The organism is Streptomyces sp. NPDC006925 (assembly GCF_042869575.1).
Lineage (GTDB): Bacteria > Actinomycetota > Actinomycetes > Streptomycetales > Streptomycetaceae > Streptomyces.
Genome location: NZ_JBIAGB010000010.1, coordinates 78,630 through 100,273, shown reverse-complemented (window position 1 = coordinate 100,273; position 21,644 = coordinate 78,630). Strand labels below are relative to the sequence as shown.

The 21,644-nt window shown below is 70.9% G+C and carries 18 protein-coding genes; 8 read left to right on the top strand and 10 right to left on the bottom strand.

What is annotated here, in order from left to right; genetic code table 11:
- Positions 1-141 precede the first annotated feature (141 nt).
- The gene (locus tag ACFYNS_RS16140; RefSeq protein WP_019356701.1) at positions 142-360 is read right to left on the bottom strand and encodes a DUF5326 family protein; all 219 of its coding nucleotides are present in this window, start codon (positions 358-360) and stop codon (positions 142-144) included.
- A gap of 241 nt (positions 361-601) precedes the next feature.
- Positions 602-919, bottom strand: coding sequence for a cupin domain-containing protein (locus tag ACFYNS_RS16135; RefSeq protein WP_360303769.1), 318 nt, complete (start codon positions 917-919; stop codon positions 602-604).
- A gap of 48 nt (positions 920-967) precedes the next feature.
- Here ACFYNS_RS16135 and ACFYNS_RS16130 point away from each other — a divergent pair, with 48 nt between their 5' ends.
- The 4 genes from ACFYNS_RS16130 to ACFYNS_RS16115 all read left to right on the top strand — a co-directional run bounded on the left by ACFYNS_RS16130 (position 968) and on the right by ACFYNS_RS16115 (position 4,187).
- Positions 968-1,339 carry a phage holin family protein gene (locus ACFYNS_RS16130; protein WP_019356699.1) on the top strand — a complete coding sequence of 124 codons (372 nt, stop codon included), beginning with the start codon at positions 968-970 and terminating at the stop codon, positions 1,337-1,339.
- A 4-nt stretch (positions 1,340-1,343) separates the two neighbouring features.
- The gene (locus tag ACFYNS_RS16125) at positions 1,344-1,838 is read left to right on the top strand and encodes a low molecular weight protein-tyrosine-phosphatase (RefSeq protein ID WP_360303767.1); all 495 of its coding nucleotides are present in this window, start codon (positions 1,344-1,346) and stop codon (positions 1,836-1,838) included.
- Positions 1,835-2,917, top strand: a complete 1,083-nt coding sequence (locus tag ACFYNS_RS16120) for a fructosamine kinase family protein (protein ID WP_388603361.1) — start codon at positions 1,835-1,837, stop codon at positions 2,915-2,917. Before ACFYNS_RS16125 ends, ACFYNS_RS16120 begins: the two co-directional genes overlap by 4 nt.
- Before the next feature lie 91 nt (positions 2,918-3,008).
- Entirely contained in the window at positions 3,009-4,187 is a 1,179-nt protein-coding gene (locus ACFYNS_RS16115; protein WP_360300971.1) for a cystathionine gamma-lyase, read from the top strand.
- A 173-nt stretch (positions 4,188-4,360) separates the two neighbouring features.
- On the opposite strand, the gene ACFYNS_RS16110 is transcribed toward ACFYNS_RS16115, so the two are convergent.
- The 3 genes from ACFYNS_RS16110 to ACFYNS_RS16100 all read right to left on the bottom strand — a co-directional run bounded on the left by ACFYNS_RS16110 (position 4,361) and on the right by ACFYNS_RS16100 (position 8,558).
- On the bottom strand, positions 4,361-5,311 hold the full coding sequence (locus ACFYNS_RS16110) for a hypothetical protein (RefSeq protein WP_360300974.1): 951 nt from the start codon (positions 5,309-5,311) through the stop codon (positions 4,361-4,363).
- Between the two features lie 285 nt (positions 5,312-5,596).
- Entirely contained in the window at positions 5,597-6,973 is a 1,377-nt protein-coding gene (locus tag ACFYNS_RS16105; protein ID WP_388603493.1) for a metallophosphoesterase family protein, read from the bottom strand.
- Between the two features lie 409 nt (positions 6,974-7,382).
- Positions 7,383-8,558 carry a LacI family DNA-binding transcriptional regulator gene (locus tag ACFYNS_RS16100; RefSeq protein WP_360300977.1) on the bottom strand — a complete coding sequence of 392 codons (1,176 nt, stop codon included), beginning with the start codon at positions 8,556-8,558 and terminating at the stop codon, positions 7,383-7,385.
- A gap of 460 nt (positions 8,559-9,018) precedes the next feature.
- Between ACFYNS_RS16100 and hisC the strand changes: the two genes are divergently transcribed.
- The 4 genes from hisC to cydD all read left to right on the top strand — a co-directional run bounded on the left by hisC (position 9,019) and on the right by cydD (position 16,486).
- Positions 9,019-10,116: a histidinol-phosphate transaminase gene (gene hisC / locus ACFYNS_RS16095; protein ID WP_360300991.1), complete on the top strand. Its 1,098-nt coding sequence runs from the start codon at positions 9,019-9,021 to the stop codon at positions 10,114-10,116.
- 222 nt (positions 10,117-10,338) lie between these two features.
- On the top strand, positions 10,339-11,874 hold the full coding sequence (locus tag ACFYNS_RS16090) for a cytochrome ubiquinol oxidase subunit I (protein ID WP_360300979.1): 1,536 nt from the start codon (positions 10,339-10,341) through the stop codon (positions 11,872-11,874).
- A 19-nt stretch (positions 11,875-11,893) separates the two neighbouring features.
- Entirely contained in the window at positions 11,894-12,901 is a 1,008-nt protein-coding gene (cydB, locus tag ACFYNS_RS16085; protein WP_360300982.1) for a cytochrome d ubiquinol oxidase subunit II, read from the top strand.
- A 27-nt stretch (positions 12,902-12,928) separates the two neighbouring features.
- Positions 12,929-16,486, top strand: coding sequence for a thiol reductant ABC exporter subunit CydD (gene cydD / locus ACFYNS_RS16080; protein WP_388603357.1), 3,558 nt, complete (start codon positions 12,929-12,931; stop codon positions 16,484-16,486).
- Here cydD and ACFYNS_RS16075 read toward each other — a convergent pair.
- From ACFYNS_RS16075 to ACFYNS_RS16055, 5 genes are all read right to left on the bottom strand, one after another.
- On the bottom strand, positions 16,393-17,190 hold the full coding sequence (locus ACFYNS_RS16075; RefSeq protein WP_360291208.1) for a hypothetical protein: 798 nt from the start codon (positions 17,188-17,190) through the stop codon (positions 16,393-16,395). The genes cydD and ACFYNS_RS16075 overlap by 94 nt on opposite strands.
- Before the next feature lie 127 nt (positions 17,191-17,317).
- Positions 17,318-17,776: a hypothetical protein gene (locus tag ACFYNS_RS16070; RefSeq protein WP_360291211.1), complete on the bottom strand. Its 459-nt coding sequence runs from the start codon at positions 17,774-17,776 to the stop codon at positions 17,318-17,320.
- A 142-nt stretch (positions 17,777-17,918) separates the two neighbouring features.
- Positions 17,919-20,294, bottom strand: coding sequence for a hypothetical protein (locus ACFYNS_RS16065; protein ID WP_388603354.1), 2,376 nt, complete (start codon positions 20,292-20,294; stop codon positions 17,919-17,921).
- 25 nt (positions 20,295-20,319) lie between these two features.
- A complete protein-coding gene (locus ACFYNS_RS16060; protein ID WP_388603352.1) occupies positions 20,320-20,751 on the bottom strand; it encodes a type VII secretion target in 432 nt (143 codons plus the stop codon).
- Positions 20,752-21,259: 508 nt separating this feature from the next.
- Positions 21,260-21,643, bottom strand: a complete 384-nt coding sequence (locus ACFYNS_RS16055; RefSeq protein ID WP_360291219.1) for a VOC family protein — start codon at positions 21,641-21,643, stop codon at positions 21,260-21,262.
- Position 21,644: the final 1 nt, after the last annotated feature.

Genomic DNA, 21,644 nt, shown 5'->3' with positions numbered 1-21,644 from the left:
GCGGACCCGGACCCGGACTCGGGTCAGGGTCCGGACCCTGCGGCGGCTCCGCCGCTCCCGCGGTGCCGTTCCCGTGGGCCCACCGCGGGACGCCGCGGGCCATCGCCGCCCACCGCGGTGTGCGCCCGGTGCGGGCGGGGTTCACCAGCCGCTGCCCGAGGAGCCGCCGCCCTTGAAGTGGCGGACGAGGTAGACGACACCGCCGACCAGGGCGACGAAGATCAGAACCTTGAACAGCAGGCCGATCAGGAAGCCCACCAGGCTGGCGATCAGGCCGCCGAAGACGACCAGCGCGATCACCGGTATGACGATCCACGTGACCCACCACGGCAGGCCGGCAAGGGTGCCTTTCGCGTCCATGACTGTCTGCTCCGTCTCTGAGAGTTGGCGAGGGCTTTTCGCACCCTCTGCCCTCGATGCTAGAGCGGACGGTGGGCCGATGGGCCGCTGCGGGCCCCTGTCCTCCCCTGAATCCGACCCTGAGGCGACCCTGAAGAACCGGCTCGGTCCTCAGGAGCCGGCTCGGCCCCGCAACCGGCTCGGCCCCCGCAGAACCGGCTCGGCCCCCGCAGAACCGGCTCGGCCCGCTCGCGGGGACCGCTCAGCTCTCGGGGGGCGAGAAGACCACCAGGACGCGCAGGTCCTCCGAGATGTGATGGAACTTGTGCGTCACCCCGGCCGGTACGTAGACCACGCTGCCGCGCGCCACCTGCGTCGTCTCGGCCCCGACGGTGATCGAGCCGCGACCGCTGACGACGAAGTACACCTCGTCCTGGGCGTGCGGCTGCTGCCGGTCGGCGGCACCCGCGTCCAGCGCGTACAGGCCGGCCGACATGTTGCGCTCGTGCAGGAACCGGAGGTACGCACCGTCGTTCACGGCGCGTTCCGCCTCCAGCTCCTCCAGCCGGAATGCCTTCACCGCTGTCCCCTCTCCCTGGCCTGGCGGCTGTTCTGCGACGATCTGAGTATGAACTTCCTCATCAAGACGCTGGCCAACGCGGCGGCTCTGGCCGTGGCGACCTGGCTGCTCAGCGATATCGAGCTGACCGGTGGTTCCTCAGGTGAGAAGGCGCTGACGCTGCTCGTCGTCGCCCTGATCTTCGGTGTCGTCAACGTCGTGGTCAAGCCGCTCGTGAAGCTGCTCTCCCTGCCGCTGCTGGTGCTCACGCTCGGACTGTTCACGCTGGTGATCAACGCGCTGATGCTCATGCTGACCTCCTGGGTGGCGGACAAGCTCGACGTGAGCTTCCACGTGGACGGGTTCGGCACCGCGTTCCTCGGCGGCCTGATCATCTCGGTCGTCTCCTGGGCCCTGAACATGGCGCTGGACCGGGACTGACGGGATGTACCGCGTCTGCTTCGTGTGCACCGGCAACATCTGCCGCTCCCCCATGGCCGAGGCCGTCTTCCGCGCCCAGGTGCGGGAGGCGGGACTGGACGGTCTGGTCGAGACCGGCAGCGCGGGCACCGGGAGCTGGCACCTCGGTGACGCCGCCGATCCCCGTACGAGCGACGTGCTGGAGGCCGCCGGGTACCCCCTCAGCCACACGGCGCGGCTGTTCGAACCGGACTGGTTCGACCGGCACGACCTCGTCGTCGCCCTCGACGAGGGGCACGCCGCCCAGCTGCGGGCGATGGCCCGCAACCCGGCCGAGGCCGCCACGGTGCGGCTGCTGCGCTCCTACGACCCGGACAGCGGTCCGGACGAACTGAGCGTGCCCGACCCCTACTACGGAGGCGCGCACGGCTTCGCCCGGTGCCTGGCGATGGTGGAGGCCGCCGTCCCGGGGCTGCTGTCCGAGGTCGCCGCCGCCGTCGGGGCCCGGGAGGCGGGTTGACGGCCGCGGCGGGCGCGGGCGGTGGGGGCGCCGCCCCGCCGCCCCCGCGCCCGGTGGCCCGTACGGCCGAGCTGCTGGGCCGCCGGGCCGACCGGGCCGTCCCGGTCGGCGGCGGCTCGATCTGCGATGCCTACCAGGTGGTGCTGGCCCCGCGCGGGGAGTACCCGGCCCCGGGCGACGGGGAGCACGGGAGCGCGCCCCGGGAACCCGCGGGCGCCGAAGCGGGCCACGCGGGCGCCCCTTCCCGAGCCGCCGACGCCACCGCCACCGCCCCCCATGTCACCGCCCCCCATGTCACCGCCCCCGCCGACTCCGCCACCACCGTTTTCGCCAAGGCGCTGGACGCCGCCCCCGCCGACTTCTTCGCCGCCGAGGCAGCCGGGCTGGCCCGGCTGCGCGCCACCGGGACCGTCCCGGTGCCGGAGGTGTACGCCGCCGAGCGGGACGTGCTCGTCCTCCAGTGGATCGAGCCGGGGGCGCCCGACCGGGCGGCGGCCGAGCGGCTGGGCCGGGGGCTCGCGGCGCTGCACGGGACGGCGGCGCCGTCCTGGGGCACTCCCGGGGAGCCCTGCTACCTCGGGCCGCTGCCGCTGACCTCGCCGCACCGGCCCACCGCCGACCCCGCCGCCTGGCCCGGCTTCCACGCCGAGCACCGGCTGCTGCCGCTGCTGCGCGCTGCCGTGGACAGCGCCCGCATCGGCCCGCGGGACGCGCGGGACATCGAGCGGGTGTGCGACCGGCTCGACGACGAGGCGGTGGCGGGCCCCCCGCAGCCGCCCGCCGTCATCCACGGCGACCTGTGGTCCGGCAACGTGCACTGGACGGCGGACGGCCGGGCCGTGCTGATCGACCCGGCGGCCCAGGGCGGCCATCCGGAGACGGATCTGGCGATGCTCGAACTGTTCGGCTGCCCCGAACTGCCGGTGCTGCTCGCCGCGTACGAGGAGGTCCGTCCACTGCCCGGCCGCCGGGCCCGGGTCCCGCTGCACCAACTCCAGTACCTCCTGGTCCACGCCGTGCTCTTCGGCGGCGGATACGGTGCTGAGAGCGGCGCGGCGGCCCGCGCGGCGCTCGGCTGACCCGCCCGGTGCGGGCGGTGCCCGCCGGCCGCCGACCGCACCGGGCGGGAACCGACCGCGGCCCGCCGCGTCGCGCGACAGAGAGGCAGCCATGACCGCTCCGGACGATCCGCCCTTCACCGGCCCGCATCTGGACTACGGCCCGGCGAACGACGCCGACGGCACCCGGGTGGTCCGCGCCGGACTGCCCGCCGAGGAGCCCTACGAGCCGCCCCTGCCGGGGCCGGTCTTCGCCGCCCACTACCACCTGCCCGGCGAGGTGGAGGGCGCACCGTACGCCTACGGCCGGGACGCCAACCCCACCTGGACCCACCTGGAACAGGCGCTCGCCGAGCTGGAGGCACCCGGCGACCCGGACGCCGAGGTGGTCGTCTTCTCGTCCGGCATGGGCGCGATCTCCGCCGTGCTGCTCTCGCAGCTCCGTCCGGGCCGGACGGTGGTGCTGCCCTCGGACGGCTACAACCTGCTGTCCGCGCTCCACGAGCGGCTGGAGACCTTCGGTGTCCAGGTGCGCACCGCTCCCACCGGCGGCGACGGGCAGCTCGCCGAACTGGAGGGGGCCGATCTGCTGTGGCTGGAGACGCCCTCCAACCCGGGGCTGGACGTGTGCGACATCCGCAAGCTGGCCGCGGCCGCGCACGAGGGCGGTGCGCTGGTGGCCGTGGACAACACCCTCGCCACCCCCCTCGGCCAGCGCCCTCTCCTGCTGGGGGCCGACATCTCGGTGGCCAGCGGCACCAAGGCGCTCACCGGGCACGGCGACGTGCTCCTGGGCTATGTGGCCACCCGCAACCCGGACATCGCGGCGGCGGTACGCGGCTGGCGCAAGACGGTCGGCGCGATCCCGGGGCCGATGGAGGCGTGGCTCGCGCACCGGTCGCTGGCGACCCTCGACGTCCGCACCCAGCGCCAGGCCGGCAACGCGCTGGCCGTCGCCGAGGCGCTGGCCGTCCGGCCCGAGGTGCGGGACGTGCGCCATCCAGGGCTGCCGCAGGACCCGTCGCACCCGCTGGCCGCCCGGCAGATGAGCCGCTACGGGTGCGTCGTCTCCTTCACCCTGTCCGACCAGGCGTTCGCCAACCGCTTCCTGGGCCGGCTGCGCCTGGTGAACGACGCCACCAGCTTCGGCGGGGTCCGCTCCACGGCCGAGCGCCGGGGCCGCTGGGGCGGAGACGCGGTGCCGGACGGCTTCGTCCGGCTGTCGGTCGGTGTGGAGGACAGCGTCGACCTGGTGACGGACATCCGGCGGGCCCTGGACCAAGCGGGCTGAGCGGCCGTCTGCCGCCCCTCCCGCAGCGGCCCCGGACCGCCCCTGGGCCGGGCAACGCGTCGACGCGTCGCGGGAGCGGCGGCGGGCCCGGCCGGTCGGGGCCGACACGGCCCCGCTCCGGGGCCGGTCGGTCGCGCCTCGTAGGTCCGTGGCCGGTCGTGAGCGGGCCGGGCTCAGCCCGAGCTCTCCGGGCCGCCGTACTCGGGGCTGGAGTAGTCCGGGCTGCTGAAGCGCGGCCGGGAGTACTTCTCGTCCGACTCCGAGGAGGGGCGGCTGGAGAACGCGGGGTGCGAGTAGCCGAGCCGACTGCCGGGCGGCTGCGGCACGTAGACGGCCGGAGCCTGCCGCGGACCGTCCGGGTCGGCCAGCGCCTCCCGCAGGAACGGCACGATGCCCCGCTCCAGCAGCGCCTCCCGCCAGGCGGAACGGGCCAGCGCCACCTCCTCGGTCAGCTGGCTGCCGCCCGGATCGGCCCCGGTCCCGCCGCCGCCCGCCCGGATCGAGCTGGCGCCGTTGCGCAGCGCGGCGAGCAGCAGACCGGCCATGGCCACCAGGATCCCGGCCGCGGCGAAGGCCGCGAACACCCAACCGGCGCTGCGGATCGGACCGGCTGCGGCGGGCTCCGGGGAGAGCAGTCGCAGCGCGTAGCCGAGCAGCAGGAAGATGACGGCGGCGGTGGCCGCCAGCACGGGGGCGAGGACCGAGACGACCGCCATCAGCCCGGCGCCGGACGCCTCGGCGAGGCTCTCGCCGCCCATCGCGCCCACCAGCCGCTCCCCGACGCTGCTGCCGCCCTGGCCGGGGTCGCGCACCTCGGCAGCGGCGCCGCCGGACCCGCCCTGCGCGGGGCCGCCCGCGAGGGGGGCGCCCGAGACGGAAGGGGCGTTCTCCGGGCGGCGCAGCTCCTCGCGGAGCCGGACGAACTGCTGGTACTCCGCCTCGGCGCAGGCGGCTATCGCGGTGGCGGCGCTGAGCGCCATCGTGCGCAGCTGCTCGGCGTTCAGCCGTTGGCCGATCGCCGCCAGGTCGGGGCGTCGGTGAGCGGTTCGCAGTGCCTCGTCGAGGACCCGCTCGAACTCGGGCCGGTCCTCGCGCAGCAGGTGCGGAGCGCTGTTCATGTGCATCCCCCGATGCTCCGTAGGGCCCAGGCGGCCGGTCGAGGGCGGGGCAGGTCAGCAGGCGGACAACTCGGGACGGCAAGCCCTGATGGTAGAGCTGTTCCCGCGTCGCGTGACAGACACTTTCCAGAATTGACCCGCTACAGCGACGCCCCCCAGCCGATCACTTCTGGAAAAAACCTGCCCGGATATCCGCGCGTGAATCAGCAGGGGTGTGGAACCGCGCTCCGCGCGCCCCGTCCATCCGGCCCCCGCGCCCCCGGCGGGGAGACCGGACGGACGGGGACCGGTTCACTGCACGAGCGGGAGCTGGGCGATCAGCAGCTTGCCGGCCATGGTGACGCCGCCGTCCATGGCGACGGCCAGGCCGTCGGCGTACACGTGCGGTCCGGTGACGTCCGGCGCGCTCTCGCCGTCCTCGCTGTCGACCTCGCCCAGCAGATAGGGGATCGGGCTGTGTCCGTGCACGATCCGGGTGCCGCCGAAGGTGTCCAGCAGTTCCCGCACGGCCGCCGGTCCCGCGGTCTCCTCGCGGAAGGCGAAGCGCTTGGTGAACTTGCGGAACAGTTCCCAGGTCTCCTCGGCGTCGTTGCGCTGGAGGGCCTCGGTGATCGCGTCGTTGACGGCCTCGATGGTGTCGCCGTAGTCGAGGTAGCAGCTCGCGTCGGAGTGCACCAGCAGATGGCTGTCGGCCAGCGCGATGGCGTCCAGCCGGGACATCCACTGCAGATGGTGGTCGGCGAGCCGCTCCATGTCGCTGCGCTGGCCGCCGTTGAGCAGCCACGCCGCCTGGAACGAGGCCGTGCCGGCGCCGGAGTTGACCGGCGTGTCCCCGAACCGCTTCGCGCCGAGCAGCAGCAGCTCATGGTTGCCCATCAGGGCCTTGCAGTAGCCGCCGACGGCCGCGGCCTCCGCGGAGAGCTGCATGACCAGCTCGATGACGCCGATGCCGTCCGGGCCGCGGTCGGTGAAGTCGCCCAGGAACCACAGCCGGGCGTTGCCCGCGATCCAGTGGCCGTCCGCGTCGATGATGCCGAACTGGCGGAGTGCGGTGCGCAGTTCGTCGAGGTAGCCGTGCACGTCCCCGACGACGTAGAGCGGGCCGTCCCCGTCGTTGATCGCGCCGGCCGGAACGGGCATGTCCACCATCGTCGGCTCCGGGCCTCCGGCCGCCGCGACGGCGGTCCCCAGGACGGGCAGATCCCGTTCGGTCGGTGTGTACTCCTCGGGCATCCCGTCCCTGCCGTCGGTCGTGGTCCCAGCGGTTGCGGCACCGGTTCCGGCGGCCGCGGCACCGGTTCCGGCGGTCGCGGGCGCCGCCGGAGCCGACGGTACGGGTCCCTCCGGTACCTGTCCGCCGGGAGCGGCGCCGTCCGGCACGGGGCCCGCGGGGGCCGCTCCGTCCGCCGCGGGAACGCCCGCCGCCCTGGCATCCGCCGCCTGGCCGCCTGCAGCTGCGCGTGGCGCTGCCGGGGCCGTCGGTGCGCGGGGATCCGTGCGCGCTGGGAGCGCCGCCCCGGCCGACCGCGGATCGCGCGGCCCTCCGGGCCCGTCGGGCCGGGGAACAGCGGACAGCGCCCGGGCGGTCCCCTCGCCGTGTGTTGTCTCCCCGCCGTGCCATACGTCGGGTCCCTGACCGGCCCCCTGAGTCATCGACCCCTCCACCATCGCGCCGCCGCCGTGCACCGCAGGACCTCCCCTTCCGTGGGCCCCATCCGCTGGTCTGTCGGCTGGAGTTTCGCCCCAGGCCGGGGGCCGGTCCCGGTGTCGTCCTCCCCCGGCTTCGGCCGGGTGCACCCAATCATAGGAACGCTGGTCGCGGCTTGTGACGCACCTGGGGGCGCGCATTTGACGAGGTGACCGGGCCGAGGGGGAATTCCTCCCGAATTCTCCGCTGTCGTACCCTACGGAATCCGTCACCGGAGACCCTCCGAGACCCGCCCGGCCGCGCCGCGCGGCTCGGCCCGGCCGCCCCGACGCTTCCCGCCCGGCCGCCCCACGCCTCGCGCCCGGCCTTGCGGGCTCAGCGCCCCGGCCGTTCGGGTCCCGCGTCGCAGTCCGAACGGCCGGAGCGTGCTCAGTCGGCCGCGGGCGTACGGGGGGCGCTGACCGTCGGGCGGGTGCTGCCGCGCCGGGAGGACGCGCGGACGATCAGCTCGGTCGGCATCACCCGCTGGACGGGGCGGGCCGGAGCGAGGCCCTCGATGGCGTCGATCAGGAGCTGGACGACGGTGTTGCCCATCCGCCGGGGCTTCAGGGACAGGGTGGTGACGGAGGGTGCCGTGGTGGCGTAGACGGGGGACTCGCTGCAGCACACCAGCAGCAGGTCCTCCGGTACCCGCAGCCCGTAGCGGCGGGCCGCGGCCAGCAGGTCGGTGCCGTTGGGGTCGAAGAGCCCGTACACCGCGTCGGGGCGGTCCGGCCTGGCGAGCAGCCGGTCGGCGGCGACGGCTCCGGCGCACGGGTCGTGTGCGGGGTAGCGCTCGTAGACCGGTTCCTGGCCGACCCGCTCGCACCAGTCCAGATACGCGGCGGTCGACAGCCGGGTGTACGTGTCGGTGCTGGTGCCGGTCAGCAGCCCGATGCGGCGGGCGCCGGATTCGGCGAGGTGATCGAGGATGCCCCGGACGGCCGCTTCGTGGTCGTTGTCCACCCAGGTGGTCACCGGGAGCGAGTCGCTGGGCCGGCCGTCGGAGACGACGGGCAGTCCGGAGCGGAGCAGCTCGCTGACGATCGGGTCCTGCGCCGAGGGGTCCACGACGACGGTCCCGTCCAGCGCGACGTTGGACCAGACGTCCGGGGCGCCCGCCTCCGCGGGCCCGCGCCGTGCCGGTGCGGGGAGGATCACGAGCGCGTAGCCGCGGACCAGCGCGGCCGAGGTGGCGGCTCGGGCCATCTCGGCGAAGTAGGCGAACTCCGTGAAGGTGAACGGTTCTTCGCCGTACGTCGTCACCGTCAGGCCGATCAGCCCCGACTTGCCCGTGCGCAGCGTGCGTGCGGCGGCCGACGGGCGGTAGCCCAGCCGCTCTGCGACCTCGCGGACGTGGCTGCGCGTCGCGTCCGGGAGGCGGCCCTTGCCGTTGAGGGCGTCGGAGACAGTCGTGATGGAGACACCGGCTGCGGCGGCGACATCTCTGATGCCCGCCCGTCCCCTCGACCGGGCCCCGCCGCGTGGGGGAGGGCACCTCCCGGCCCCGGGCAGGGGCGCTGAGGCCGATGTCCGACCCGCCTGATGCTTCTCTGCTGCTGTCATGGCGAGCCGATGTTAGGCCCGGAGAGGGCGGGCGAAAGGGCGGCCGGCGAGCGGTGCCGAGAGCGGGGCGCCGTTGCCCGCCCCCGCTCCGGCGAGCGGGGAAACCCCAGCTCGGAACGGGCGGCTCCGGGGCGCGTCCGGCCGCCGGAAGTGGGCTGTTCCAGGGCGTCGGCGGGGATGAGAGCCACTCTCAACTCACCTTCACGAGTGACGCGCGCTACCGCGCTCGCCACCAGCGCGCGTGTTTTCCGGCGCACGCAGGCGTGAATGGGAGAGCGCGACAACTTCGAGCGCCCCCCGCCGCCCGGAGCTTTCCGCGAGCGAACCGAACAGGTACGGGATCACCCGGGGAGCTACGCCGTGCGGGTGAATCCTCTTAAGGTGAGGAGTATTGGCGCAGCGCGCCGGCGGAGCCGAGGGTGACGACGGAGACGATGGAGGAGGAGCAGCGGTGAGTGACATGAGCGAGCGGAGCCCGGGCGGCCCCCGGCTGCGGGAGGCGCTGGAGGGCATCCCCAGCTACAAGCCGGGGCGTCCGGCCGCCGCCGGCGGCCCGGTCTCCTACAAGCTGTCGTCGAACGAGAACCCCTACCCGCCGCTGCCCGGGGTGCTGGAGTCGGTCTCCGGGGCGGCCGCCTCCCTCAACCGCTACCCCGACATGGCCTGCACGGAGCTGTACGCGGAGCTGGCCGAGCGGTTCGGGGTGCCCGCCGCGCACCTGGCCACCGGAACCGGTTCGGTCGGTGTGGCACAGCAGCTCCTCCAGACGACGGCCGGACCCGGCGACGAGGTGATCTACGCCTGGCGCTCCTTCGAGGCATACCCGATCATCACCCAGATCTCCGGCGCGACCTCGGTCCGGGTGCCGTTGACCGGGGGTGCGGAGCGGGAGGCGCACGACCTGGACGCGATGGCGGACGCGATCACGGAACGCACCCGGCTGATCTTCGTCTGCAACCCGAACAATCCCACGGGCGCCGCCATCCCCCGCGCCGACCTGGAGCGCTTCCTGGACCGGGTGCCCGGCGACGTGCTCGTGGTGCTGGACGAGGCGTACCGCGAGTTCGTCCGGGACGAGCGGGTGGTCGACGGTCTGGAGCTCTACCGCGACCGGCCGAACGTGTGCGTGCTGCGCACCTTCTCCAAGGCGTACGGCCTGGCCGGACTGCGGGTGGGCTTCGCGGTGGCCCACGAGCCGGTGGCCGCCGCGCTGCGCAAGACCGCCGTGCCGTTCGGGGTGAGCCAGCTCGCACAGGAGGCGGCGATCGCCTCGCTGCGCAGTGAGGACGCGCTGCTGGAGCGGGTCGAGGCGCTTGTGAAAGAACGCACACATGTGCTGGCCGAGCTGCGTGCGCAGGGCTGGACGGTGCCGGAGTCGCAGGCGAACTTCGTCTGGCTGCGGCTGGGGGAGCGGACCGCCGAGTTCGCGGAACGCGCCGAGGAGGCCGGGGTCACCGTGCGCCCGTTCCCCGGCGAGGGGGTGCGGGTCTCCCTCGGGGAGCCCGCGGCCAACGCCCTCTTCCTGCAGGTCGCGGCGGCTTTCCGAAAAGAGGTGTAGCCGGTCGTCGGCAGTCGCTCCGCCGCGCGGAGCGGTGGCCGGCGGCGGCCGGCCGGGTGGGTTCCCGAGGAGCGGGGCCCGCCCGGCCTCGTTTTGGGTATGCCTTCACGGCGAGTAGGGGGGCCGGTGACATGTCCGGAATGGGGCCGTCGTACGCTGGGTCTTGTGAATGTGAACGCATTCACGAATGCGCTCAGGCGCGTGCCTGAAGGAGAGAGCAACGTGGACCTTGCGTTGGCGCCGGAGACACTGGCGCGCTGGCAGTTCGGCATCACGACCGTCTACCACTTCCTCTTCGTGCCCCTCACCATCTCGCTGGCCACCTTCACGGCGGTGCTCCAGACCGCGTGGGTGCGCACGAACAAGGAGAAGTACCTCAAGGCGACCCGCTTCTGGGGCAAGCTCTTCCTGATCAACATCGCCATGGGCGTGGTCACCGGCATCGTGCAGGAGTTCCAGTTCGGGATGAACTGGTCCGCCTACTCCCGCTTCGTCGGCGACATCTTCGGCGCACCGCTGGCCTTCGAGGCACTGATCGCGTTCTTCATGGAGTCCACCTTCATCGGACTGTGGATCTTCGGCCGGGACAAGCTCCCGAAGAAGCTGCACCTGGCGACGATCTGGCTGGTCGCCCTCGGCACCGTCGCCTCCGCGTACTTCATCCTGGCCGCGAACTCCTGGATGCAGCACCCGGTCGGCTACCGGATCAACGAGCAGAACGGCCGCGCGGAGATGACCGACTTCTTCGGCATCCTGTTCCAGAACACCGCGCTCGCGCAGTTCTTCCACACCATGACCGCGGCCTTCCTCACCGGCGCGGCCTTCATGGTCGGTATCGCCGCCTACCACCTGCTGCGCAAGCGGCACATCGCCGTCATGCGCAGCTCCCTGCGGCTCGGACTGGTCACCCTGGTGGCCGCCGGACTGCTGACCGCCGTCAGCGGCGACCGGCTCGGCAAGATCATGTACGACCAGCAGCCGATGAAGATGGCCTCCGCCGAGGCACTGTGGGAAACCCAGGCACCGGCGCCCTTCTCCGTCTTCTCCTACGGCGACGTCGACAAGGGGCACAACAAGGTCGCCATCGAGATCCCCGGCGTCCTCTCCTTCCTCGCGCACGACAACTTCTACGAGGCCGTCCCCGGGATCAACGACACCAACGCGCAGCTCAGGGAGAAGTTCAAGGACAGCACCGGGCTGGACGACTACCGGCCCAACATCCCCGTCGCCTACTGGTCCTTCCGCTGGATGATCGGCTTCGGGATGTCCTCGCTCGCCCTCGGCGCCGCCGGCCTCTACCTCACCCGGCGCCGGTTCTGGCTGGCCGAGCGGCTGCGCACCGGCGAGGACGAGGTGCCGCGACTCGCCCTGACCAAGGAGCGCGAACTGGGCACCCGGCTCGGCACCTGGTACTGGCGGCTGTCCGTCCTCACCCTCGGCTTCCCGCTGATCGCCAACGCCTGGGGCTGGATCTTCACCGAGACCGGCCGCCAGCCCTGGGTCGTCTACGGCGTGCTGCCCACCTCCGCCGCCGTCTCCCCCAGCGTCTCCCAGGGCGAGGTCCTCATCTCGCTGATCTCCTTCACCGCGCTGTACGCGCTGCTGGCCGTCATCGAGGTCCGGCTGCTGGTCAAGTACGTCAAGGCCGGGCCGCCCGAGCTGACCGAGGCCGACCTCAACCCGCCCACCCGGATCGGCGGCGGCAGCGGCGGCGCCGACGCCGACTCCGACGACCGGCCCATGGCCTTCTCGTACTGACAGACAGGGGCGCTGCGCAATGGAACTCCACGACGTCTGGTTCGTCCTCATCGCCGTCCTGTGGATCGGCTACTTCTTCCTGGAGGGCTTCGACTTCGGAGTCGGCATCCTCACCAAGCTGCTCGCCCGGGACCGGGCCGAGCGGCGGGTACTGATCAACACCATCGGGCCGGTCTGGGACGGCAACGAGGTGTGGCTGCTCACCGCGGGCGGCGCCACCTTCGCCGCGTTCCCCGAGTGGTACGCCACCCTCTTCTCCGGCTTCTACCTGCCGCTGCTGATCATCCTGCTCTGCCTCATCGTGCGCGGCGTCGCCTTCGAGTACCGCGCCAAGCGGGAGGACGAGCGCTGGCAGCGCAACTGGGAGCACGCCATCTTCTGGACCTCCCTGATCACCGCGTTCCTGTGGGGAGTGGCCTTCGCCAACATCGTGCGCGGGGTGCGGATCGACGCGGACATGGAGTACGTCGGCAACCTGGCCGACCTGCTCAACCCCTACGCGCTGCTCGGCGGCCTGGTCACCCTCACCCTCTTCACCTTCCACGGGGCCGTCTTCACCGCGCTCAAGACCGCCGGCGACATCCGCACCCGCGCCCGCCGCACCGCGACCGGCGCGGGCGCCACCGCCGCCGTGCTCGCACTCGGCTTCCTGCTGTGGACCCAGGCCCACCGGGGCGACACCGCCTCGCTGGCCGCCCTGCTGGTGGCCGCCGCCGCCCTGGTCGCCGCGCTCGCCACCAACCTCGCCGGCCGCGAGGGCTGGGCCTTCACCTTCTCCGGGCTGGCGATCGTCGCCGCGGTGGCGATGCTCTTCCTGTCCCTGTTCCCGAACGTCATGCCCTCGACCCTGAACGAGCAGTGGAGCCTGACCGTCAGCAACGCCTCCTCCACCCCGTACACCCTGAAGATCATGACCTGGTGCGCGGCCCTGGCCACCCCCGTCGTCCTGCTCTACCAGGGCTGGACCTACTGGGTGTTCCGCAAGCGCATCGGAACCCAGCACCTCGCCCCCTCCGGCGGACACTGAACCGCGCCACGGAAAGGAGAAGCGACGATGAAGCCCGTCGATCCGCGGCTGCTGCGGTACGCCCGCGCCACCCGGCTGTTCCTCGCTGCCTCGGTCGCCCTCGGGCTGGCCGGCGCCGGGCTCGTCGTCGCCCAGGCCGTGCTGCTCGCCGACGTGGTCGTCGGCGCCTACCGGAACGGAACCCTCGAACAGGGCGCACTGCTCCTGCTCGCCGCCGTCTCCCTGGCCCGGGGCCTGGTCTCCTGGCTGACCGAGCTGGCCGCACACCGGTCCGGGGCCGCCGTCAAGTCCGAGCTGCGGGTGCGGCTGCTGGAGCGGGCCACCGCGCTCGGGCCCGGCTACCTCACCACGCAGCGCACCGGCGAACTGACCACGCTCGCCACCCGCGGCGTCGACGCGCTCGACGACTACTTCGCCCGCTACCTGCCGCAACTGGGCCTCGCCGTCGTGGTGCCCGCCGCCGTACTGGCCCGCATCGTCACCGCCGACTGGATCTCGGCAGCCCTCATCGTCGGCACCCTGCCGCTCATCCCGCTGTTCATGGCCCTCATCGGCTGGGCCACGCAGTCGCGGATGGACCGGCAGTGGAAGCTGCTCGCCCGGCTGTCCGGCCACTTCCTCGACGTCGTCGCCGGGCTGCCGACCCTGAAGGTCTTCGGCCGCGCCAAGGCCCAGGCCGACAACATCCGCACCATCACCGCCGACTACCGCCGCGCCACCCTGCGCACCCTGCGGCTGGCGTTCCTCTCCTCCTTCGCGCTGGAACTGCTGGCGACGATCTCCGTCGCGCTCGTCGCCGTCAGCATCGGCACCCGGCTCGTGCACGGCGACCTCGACCTGCACACCGGGCTGCTGGTGCTGATCCTCGCCCCCGAGGCCTATCTGCCGCTGCGGCAGGTCGGCACCCACTACCACGCAGCGGCCGAAGGGCTGGCGGCGGCGGAGTCCGTCTTCGACGTCCTGGAGCGGCCCATGCCCCCCTGCGGCACGGCCCGCGTGGACGTCTCCGGTGCCGCCGTGGCGCTGGAGGGAGTCGCCGTACGGCACGAGGGGCGTGCGGGACGGTCGCTGCCACCGACGGACCTGATGCTGCGCCCCGGTGAGACGGTCGCCCTCACCGGCCCCTCGGGAGGGGGCAAGTCCACCCTGCTGTCGGTGCTGCTGGGCTTCACCGCTCCCACCGAGGGCCGGGTGCTGGTGGGCGGAGTGCCGCTCGCCGAGCTGGACCTCGCCGCCTGGCACCAGCAGACCGCCTGGGTGCCCCAGCACCCGTACCTCTTCGCGGGGTCGGTTGCGGACAACGTCCGTCTGGCACGGCCCGACGCCGATGCGGCAGCCGTCGTCCGGGCGCTCGCCGACGCCGGGGCGCCGGAACTCGACCCGGCACTGGAGCTGGGGGAGTCGGGGGCGGGGCTCTCCGCAGGACAGCGCCGCCGCGTCGCCCTCGCCCGCGCCTTTCTCGCCGACCGCCCGCTGGTGCTGCTCGACGAGCCGACGGCGGCGCTGGACGGGGCGACCGAGGCCGCCGTACTGGCCGCCGTACGGCGGCTGACCAAGGGCAAGACGGTGGTCCTGGTGACCCACCGGCCGGCGCTGCTGGCAGCGGCGAACCGGGTGTTCGAGCTGCCCGGCGACGCGGTGACGACGCGGGCTGCCGCGACCGCATCGGAGCAGCCCGCGGTCAGGGGCGGCAGCGGGGACGCCCCCGGCCTGAGAGCAGGGGAGGGCCGAGGCAGCCCGCAGACACCCACCGACGCCCGCCTCTCACCAGCAGTGGGCGCCGCCCCCACCCGAAACCCCCTCACCCGCGTCCGCGAATCGGCCCACAGCCTGCACCGCAAGTTCGCCCTCGCCCTCGCCCTGGGCGCCCTCGCCGCGGCCGCGGCGACAGGGCTGATGGCGACCTCGGGCTGGCTGATCTCACGCGCCGCCCAGCAGCCGCCGATCCTCTATCTCATGGTGGCCGTCACCGCGACCCGGGCCTTCGGCATCGGCCGAGCCGTCTTCCGCTACGCGGAACGCCTCGTCTCGCACGACGCCGCCCTGCGCGTCCTCGCGGAGCTCCGCGTCACCGTCTACCGCCGACTGGAGCGCCTCGCCCCGGCGGGCCTGCGGAACCGGGCGCGCGGCGACCTGCTCACCCGCCTGGTCTCGGACGTGGACGCGCTCCAGGACTACTTCCTGCGCTGGCTGCTGCCGGCCACCGTCGCCGGAACGGTCAGCGTGGCGGCGGTCGTCTTCACCGCCTGGCTGCTGCCCGCCGCCGGGGCGGCCCTCGCGGTGGGCCTGGCGGTGGCGGGCATCGCGGTACCCGCGCTCACAGCGGCGCTCTCCCAGCGCACGGAGCGCCGACTGGCCCCCGCGCGGGCCCGGTTGGCGGTCCGCACGGTGGACCTGCTCACCGGTACCGCGTCCGGTGAACTGCCGGTCACCGGCGCGCTCGCGGCCCGCCGCGCCGAGGTGACCGAGGCGGACACGGAGCTGACCGGGATCGCGGCACGCTCGGCGTCCGGCACCGCGCTGGCGTCCGGGCTGAGCACCCTGGCCGCCGGTCTGACCGTGACGGCAGCGGCGTGGGCGGGCGCACGCGCCACCACGGCGGGTGGGCTGGACGGGCTCCTCCTGGCCACGGTCGTCCTCACCCCGCTCGCCGTGTTCGAGGTGGTGACGCCGCTTCCCCAGGCTGTGCAGTTCCGGCAGCGGGTGCGGCGCTCGGCGGAGCGGGTGTACGAGGTACTGGACGCACCCGCGCCGATCCAGGAACCCCAACACCCCGAACCGCTGCCCGCCGACCCGTTCCCCCTCCGCGTCCGCGGACTGACCGTCCGCTATCCGGACACCCCGAGCGGGGCGCCGCCGGCCCTCGCCGGCTTCGATCTGGATCTGACACCGGGCCGCCGGGTGGCCGTCGTCGGCGCTTCGGGCTCCGGCAAGACGACCCTCGCCAACGCGCTGCTCCGCTTCGTGGACCCACAGGCGGGCACCTACACCTTCGGCCCGGACCCGGCCGTCTCCGCGCTCGACGCGGCAACCGACACCGTCCGACGGCAAGTCGGTCTCTGCGCCCAGGACGCCCACCTGTTCGACAGCTCGCTGCGGGAGAACCTGCGGCTGGCCAGGCCGTCCGCGACCGAGCCCCAACTGCACGCGGCGCTCGCCGCCGCCCGTCTGGACGACTGGGTGGCGACCCTCCCACGCGGCCTGGACACCCTGGTCGGCGAGTACGGCGCCCAGCTCTCCGGCGGTCAGCGGCAACGCCTCGCGCTGGCCCGGGCCCTCCTCGCCGACTTCCCCGTCCTCGTGCTGGACGAGCCCGCCGAGCACCTGGACCTGCCCACGGCCGACGCGCTGACCGCCGACCTGCTGGCTGCCACGGAGGGTCGCACGACGGTACTGATCACCCACCGCCTCCAAGGGCTGGCCGCGGTGGACGAAGTCGTCGTGCTGGACCGCGGCCGGGTCGTCGAACGCGGCACCCATGAGCAACTGGCCTACGCGGACGGCCCGTTCGCGGCGATGCTGGCCCGCGAACGCGAAGCCGAGCTCGTGTCTATCGGGGGGGCTACCTCGTCCGGGTCGGGGTAGGTGATCTTGTTGGTGCACTGCATGTGGGGGACGAATTTCTTCGCTGCTGCGATCAGCAGCTTGAGGCGTGAGTTGTTGCTGAGGTGGAGATCATCGTAGAGAGGGAACTTGAGTGTGTGATCGTCCTCGTATTCTTTACCTCCCGGGTTGAGGCAGAGAACGACGAGGGCGCCGGAATACTCCCCGTTGTTTGTTGATGGGCGCCATTCCGTGGACTTTCCATTCCGTGGACTTACGAAATACCACTCGGCGTAGAGGCTCAACAGGCCGGAGAATTGATTGTCCTTCTCCAGAGGGCTGAGGCGGCACAACACCTTGAACGCGACCGTATTGTGTGCGTCCGGTTGCCGGAGATATGTGGCGGCTTCTCGGTAGCTGTCAGTTTTACCGGCGTGGACTCGCGTTTTCTTTGCTTCCTTGCGCATCTGTTTGTCGAAGATTCCGCCACAGGCTTGTCCCAGTTGTGTTGCGGGAAGTGTGTTGTCGGCTGTGTCGGAATCCGCTGAGCAGGCTGCGGTCCCGAGGGTGAGAAGCAGAGTGCACCCGAGTGCAGCCACACGAGTCGGTTTAGTCGCCATCGCCTTGATCGCCTTGGGTATCGCCGTCGCCATATCGCGTTCCATCCGGGAAGCTCTCTCCTCGTTCCAGCGGTCGCCCTCGTCAATGTCGTGGGTATGTTGATAGATTTCCAGCCAGTTCCTCACCCGTCGCTGGGGGTGAGGAAATCACGTTTCGATTGGCGATCAGCGGCAGCGCCTCGCGCCGGTCCGGGCCCTCCCGACGACCCGTTCGCGGCGATGCTGGCCCGCGAACGCGAAGCCGAGCTTGTGTCTATCGGGGGGCTACCTCGTCCGGGTCGGGGTAGGTGATCTTGTTCGTGCACTGCATGTGGGGGACGAATTTCTTCGCTGCTGCGATCAGCAGCTTGACGCGTGAGTTGTTGCTGAGGTGGAGATCATCGTAGAGAGGGAATCTGAGTGTGTGATCGTCCTCGTATTCTTTACCGCCCGGTTTGAGGCAGAGAACGAGGAGGGCGCCGGAATACTCCCCGTTGTTCGGTGGCGGGCGCCATTCCGTGGACTTTCCATTCCGTGGCCTTATGTCATGCCACACGGCGTAGAGGTTCAACAGGCTTGAGATTTGTTTGTCCTTCTCCAGAGGGGTGAGGCGGCACAACACCTTGAACGCGGACGTATTGTGTGCGTCCGGTTGCCGGAGATATGTGGCGGCTTCTCGGTAGCTGTCAGTTTTACCGGCGTGGACTCGCGTTTTCTTCGCTTCCTTGCGCATCTGTTTGTCGAAGATTCCGCCACAGGCTCGTCGCAGTGGTGTTGCGGGAAGTGTGTTGTCGGCTGTGTCGGAATCCGCTGAGCAGGCTGCGGTCCCGAGGGTGAGAAGCAGAGTGCACCCGAGTGCAGCCGCACGAGTCGGTTTAGTCGCCATCGCCTTGATCGCCTTGGGTGTCGCCGTCGCCATATCGCGTTTCCATCCGGGAAGCTCTCTCGTCGTTCCAGCGGCCGTTCTCGTCAATATCATGAGCCTTTCGGTAGATTCTCAGCCAGTCCATCACTCTCTGATGGCTGACGGTGAGGAAATCTTTCTTGTCCTGTATGGCTTCTTCCTTGTAGCGCTTGGTTTCCTCCTTCCAGTGTTCAAGGACTTGTTTGTCTATTTGGTTGTTGAAATGTGTTTCAAGTGCACCGCTCGCGGCGCCGCTGAGGAGTGGGACGCCGAAGGAGGCGTAGGAGGGCACGTTATCTCCCCCGAGGGGCAGTTCGACGGTGCCCTTGACGGCTCCGACTCCCTGGCTCACGGCGTATTTCTTCCAGGCGGCTGCCGCAATGAGATCGGCGCGTTTGTCCGTACTCTTTCCGTCGGCCTCACTCTGGATGGTGTCGGCGCGTGCGTGGTCGAGGGCACCCTGGCTTTTCGCGCCTGTCTCCAGGAGGATGTTCAGCTCTCTGTCGGGGTCCGGGTGTGCCTTCATCGCACTGATCACATACTGGTCCTGGGCGGCGGAGAGGATCTCGTAGCCGCCCGGCTGCTTGCCCACCTCCCGCAGGAACGCCATGGCGTCCATGTTGGGCACCGTTGACATGTGCCCGGGGCCGCGGTTGCCGAAGGCGGCGTCGCGCAGGTCCTGACCGTCTTCCCGGTCTCCGAAGTTGGCCACGCCTCTGTTCAGGTCGTCGATGTAGCCGGCGCCCATCTTCGCGGTGCTGTTGGTGAGGCCGGGTTTGTCGGAGACCAGATCGGGATGGTCGGCGACCTCCTTGATCACTTGGCTCATCACGTTGGCGCTGTCGGCGGTACGGTGCAGGCCGTCTTCCGGGGAGTCCCAGGGCCGGTTCAGGGCGGCGGCTTCGAGGGCGTGGCCGAGTTCGTCGTAGCCGTAGCTTCGGTCGTTGTCTCCCAGACCGGGGCCGCCGGCGGGCCAGTCGCGCTTGCGGAGCAGATAGTCGAGGTCCGCGTTCGGCTCGGGCGTGCCGTCGAAATTGCGCTTGCCACTGTGGAAGAGGTCCTGTGCCGCTTCCGGGTTGTGGCCCAGTGCCTCCATGTAACCCGCCATGGGGTCCATGCCTTCGTCGCTGCCCCTGCCGTAGTTGAGGAAGGAGTCGTATTCGTGCGGTGGTTTGCCCTGCCACAGTTCCTGCGGGCTGCCGCCCTGGCTGCGTTCGAAGTCGATCAGACCCGGTACGTGCTTCTTGCTGCCCCCGCTCCCCTCGTCGAAGCCCTTTCCGTAGTCGTGCAGGAAGTCCTTGTCCCACTCTCCGGAACGCATGAGGCTGCTCATGAGCTGGAAGCCGCGGACGCTGCGGGGGGCATTTCCGGCCTCCGCGTAGTATTCGCCGGGGGCGATCACGTGGTGGGTGTTGGCGAAACGCTCGGGACCGAGCCTGATGACGTCTTTCTTCCACTGGTGCATCGCGGGGCTGTCCACATGCGATGCCGTGGCCAAGGTGGTACTGAGGGACTTCTGGAAGTCCCGTGTTGCTGCGAAACGTTCTTTTCCGGGTTTGTCGATCCCGGCCACACTCTCCCAGAGTCGCAGTGTGCCCTTCGCCTTGAGCCGGGTCGCGAAGCGCTCGGCGAAGTAGGGGTCGCCTTCGTGCTGGGCGAGTTTGTCGGCCATCTTCTGCACGGCCTCGGCGCTCGGGCGGTTTCCGCCGTTCTCGTATGCGGAGGCCAGGTGGGTCAGCGCGTCAGCGTCCTTGCGAGCCTGCTCCCGCTGCTGATTGGCGTCGGACATGCTGGTGACGCCGTCGCTGTCGAAGCCCTTGGCCCGGCCGTTGTGGTCGTTGGACAGCGCCCAGTGCAGTGTCTCGTCGGCCGCAGTCGCGTGCTCCAGTACCCTCGTGATGTAGTCGTTGTGGGCCTTGACGATTTCCTTGTACCGCTTGGCCTGTGGCCCGATGTCTTCCGGTTCCAGGTCATCGAGGTTCTTGGGCTTGTAGTGGACGGTGCCCTTGGAGTCGATGTCGAGGTTCTTGTCCTCCCCCACCTCTTCGACGCGCCTCTTGAGTTTCTTGCGCCACTTGTTCAGCGACTTGTAAGCGCTGTCCAGGAACTCCCAGGTGTCCTCGGCCTCTCCGATGGCTTCGTCGATCTGGCGCGTGACTTTTCCCAGCGATTTCAGTGCCGCGTCGGCTGTTTCACCCTCCATGTCGGAGTTCTGCAGCCCCTTCGCCACCTGCCGATGGAACTGGGTCCGCACCTCCCGGTAGTTCCCCGGGACCTTGTGCCATTTCTGCACTGCTTCTTTCAGCGGTTTGAGATCGGCTTGCAGCAGTGAGTGGTATGAAACCACGTTCCCCCCTCCGGAAGTAGCAGCGTCAGTTCTGGTGGGCTTTGGCGCCCAGCTTGTCCATGTCCTGCTTCCGTTTGTGGTCCGTCGTGTCGAAGGTGCTGGCCGCTTTCCGGAGCGCATCGGCGAGTCCGTCCCGCAGCATCCACTTCACGTGCCGCACCTGGCCCTCCCAGCGTTGCTCGAACGTTGCGAAAGCACCGGCGCTCTTGAAGCCGGACAAGCCGGACTTCACTTCACCTGTTTCCTTTATCGCCTTGTTGTCGGCCTTGCCGAAGCTCTTGGCGACTTCTTGTGCGTCACCGGCTCGCTCACGCAGGAGCTTCGAGGTGATGTGGAGCCTGGTGCCGCGTCCGTGGGCCTCTGTGTTGTATCCGGCCAGCTGCATGTCGGCGTTGTCCCGAGTTTTGCGCTCTTGCGCGTCTGTCTTGAGTCGGGACCATTCCTCGGCGAAGTTCATGGACAACCCCCCTGTTGTGTCGAGCATGTCAACTGAATGTCATGTGACGCTAAGGTAGCAAGGTGATGCTGTGTGCAAGGGGTGTGTCTTCATGAGATCTGCGCCTATCGGTCACAAGTGGGAGGAATGGGCACCGCACTCTCCGGCAGCAGCGCACACGGCACCCCGGGCTGGACATGTCGAGCCGTGGGAGCGCCGAAACGGGGTGATCACGGGATGGTGTGGGCCGGTGGCAGCTCGTACTCGTTGCCGACGCGAGACGGAGCTGTGAAGGGGAGGGGCTGACCATGGCCCGGTCCGTCCGGCGTGCCGTGGACACGTCTGGTCCTGCGTTCCCGCTCCGCCGTGCCGGCGAAGCGGACGAGGGCGGGCGCGGAGCGCTCAGCACCGTGCGTTGGTGTGGGCTCCGCGCCGGCACTCGCAGGCTGCGGCGCGGCCCGCCTGGCGAGGTACCGCCCACCGGTTGAGGCACCAGCCACCGGCTGATCGTCGGGCGTCGGACAGTGGGCTAGCCGGCGGCCGGGCCCCTCTCCGCCGCGCTGCGCTCCACGCAGAACTCGTTGCCCTCCGGGTCGGCGAGCGTCGCCCAGCCCCTGCCGTCCGCGGTGCGGTGGTCGGCCACCAGCGTGGCGCCCAGCGCCAGGATCCGTTCGACCTCCTCCTCCCGGGTGCGGTCCTGCGGCTGGAGATCGAGATGGACCCGGTTCTTGACCGTCTTGGCATCCTCCACGGTCACGAACAGCAGCGCCGCGCCGGGCGCCGTCACCAGCGCCTCGGGGTCGCCCGGATGGTCCTCGTCGGACAGGGTGCCCTCCAGCACCGCGGCCCAGAACAGGCCCTGGCGGTAGGCGTCGTGGCAGTCGAAGGTCAGGTGGCGCACGAGAGAAGACATA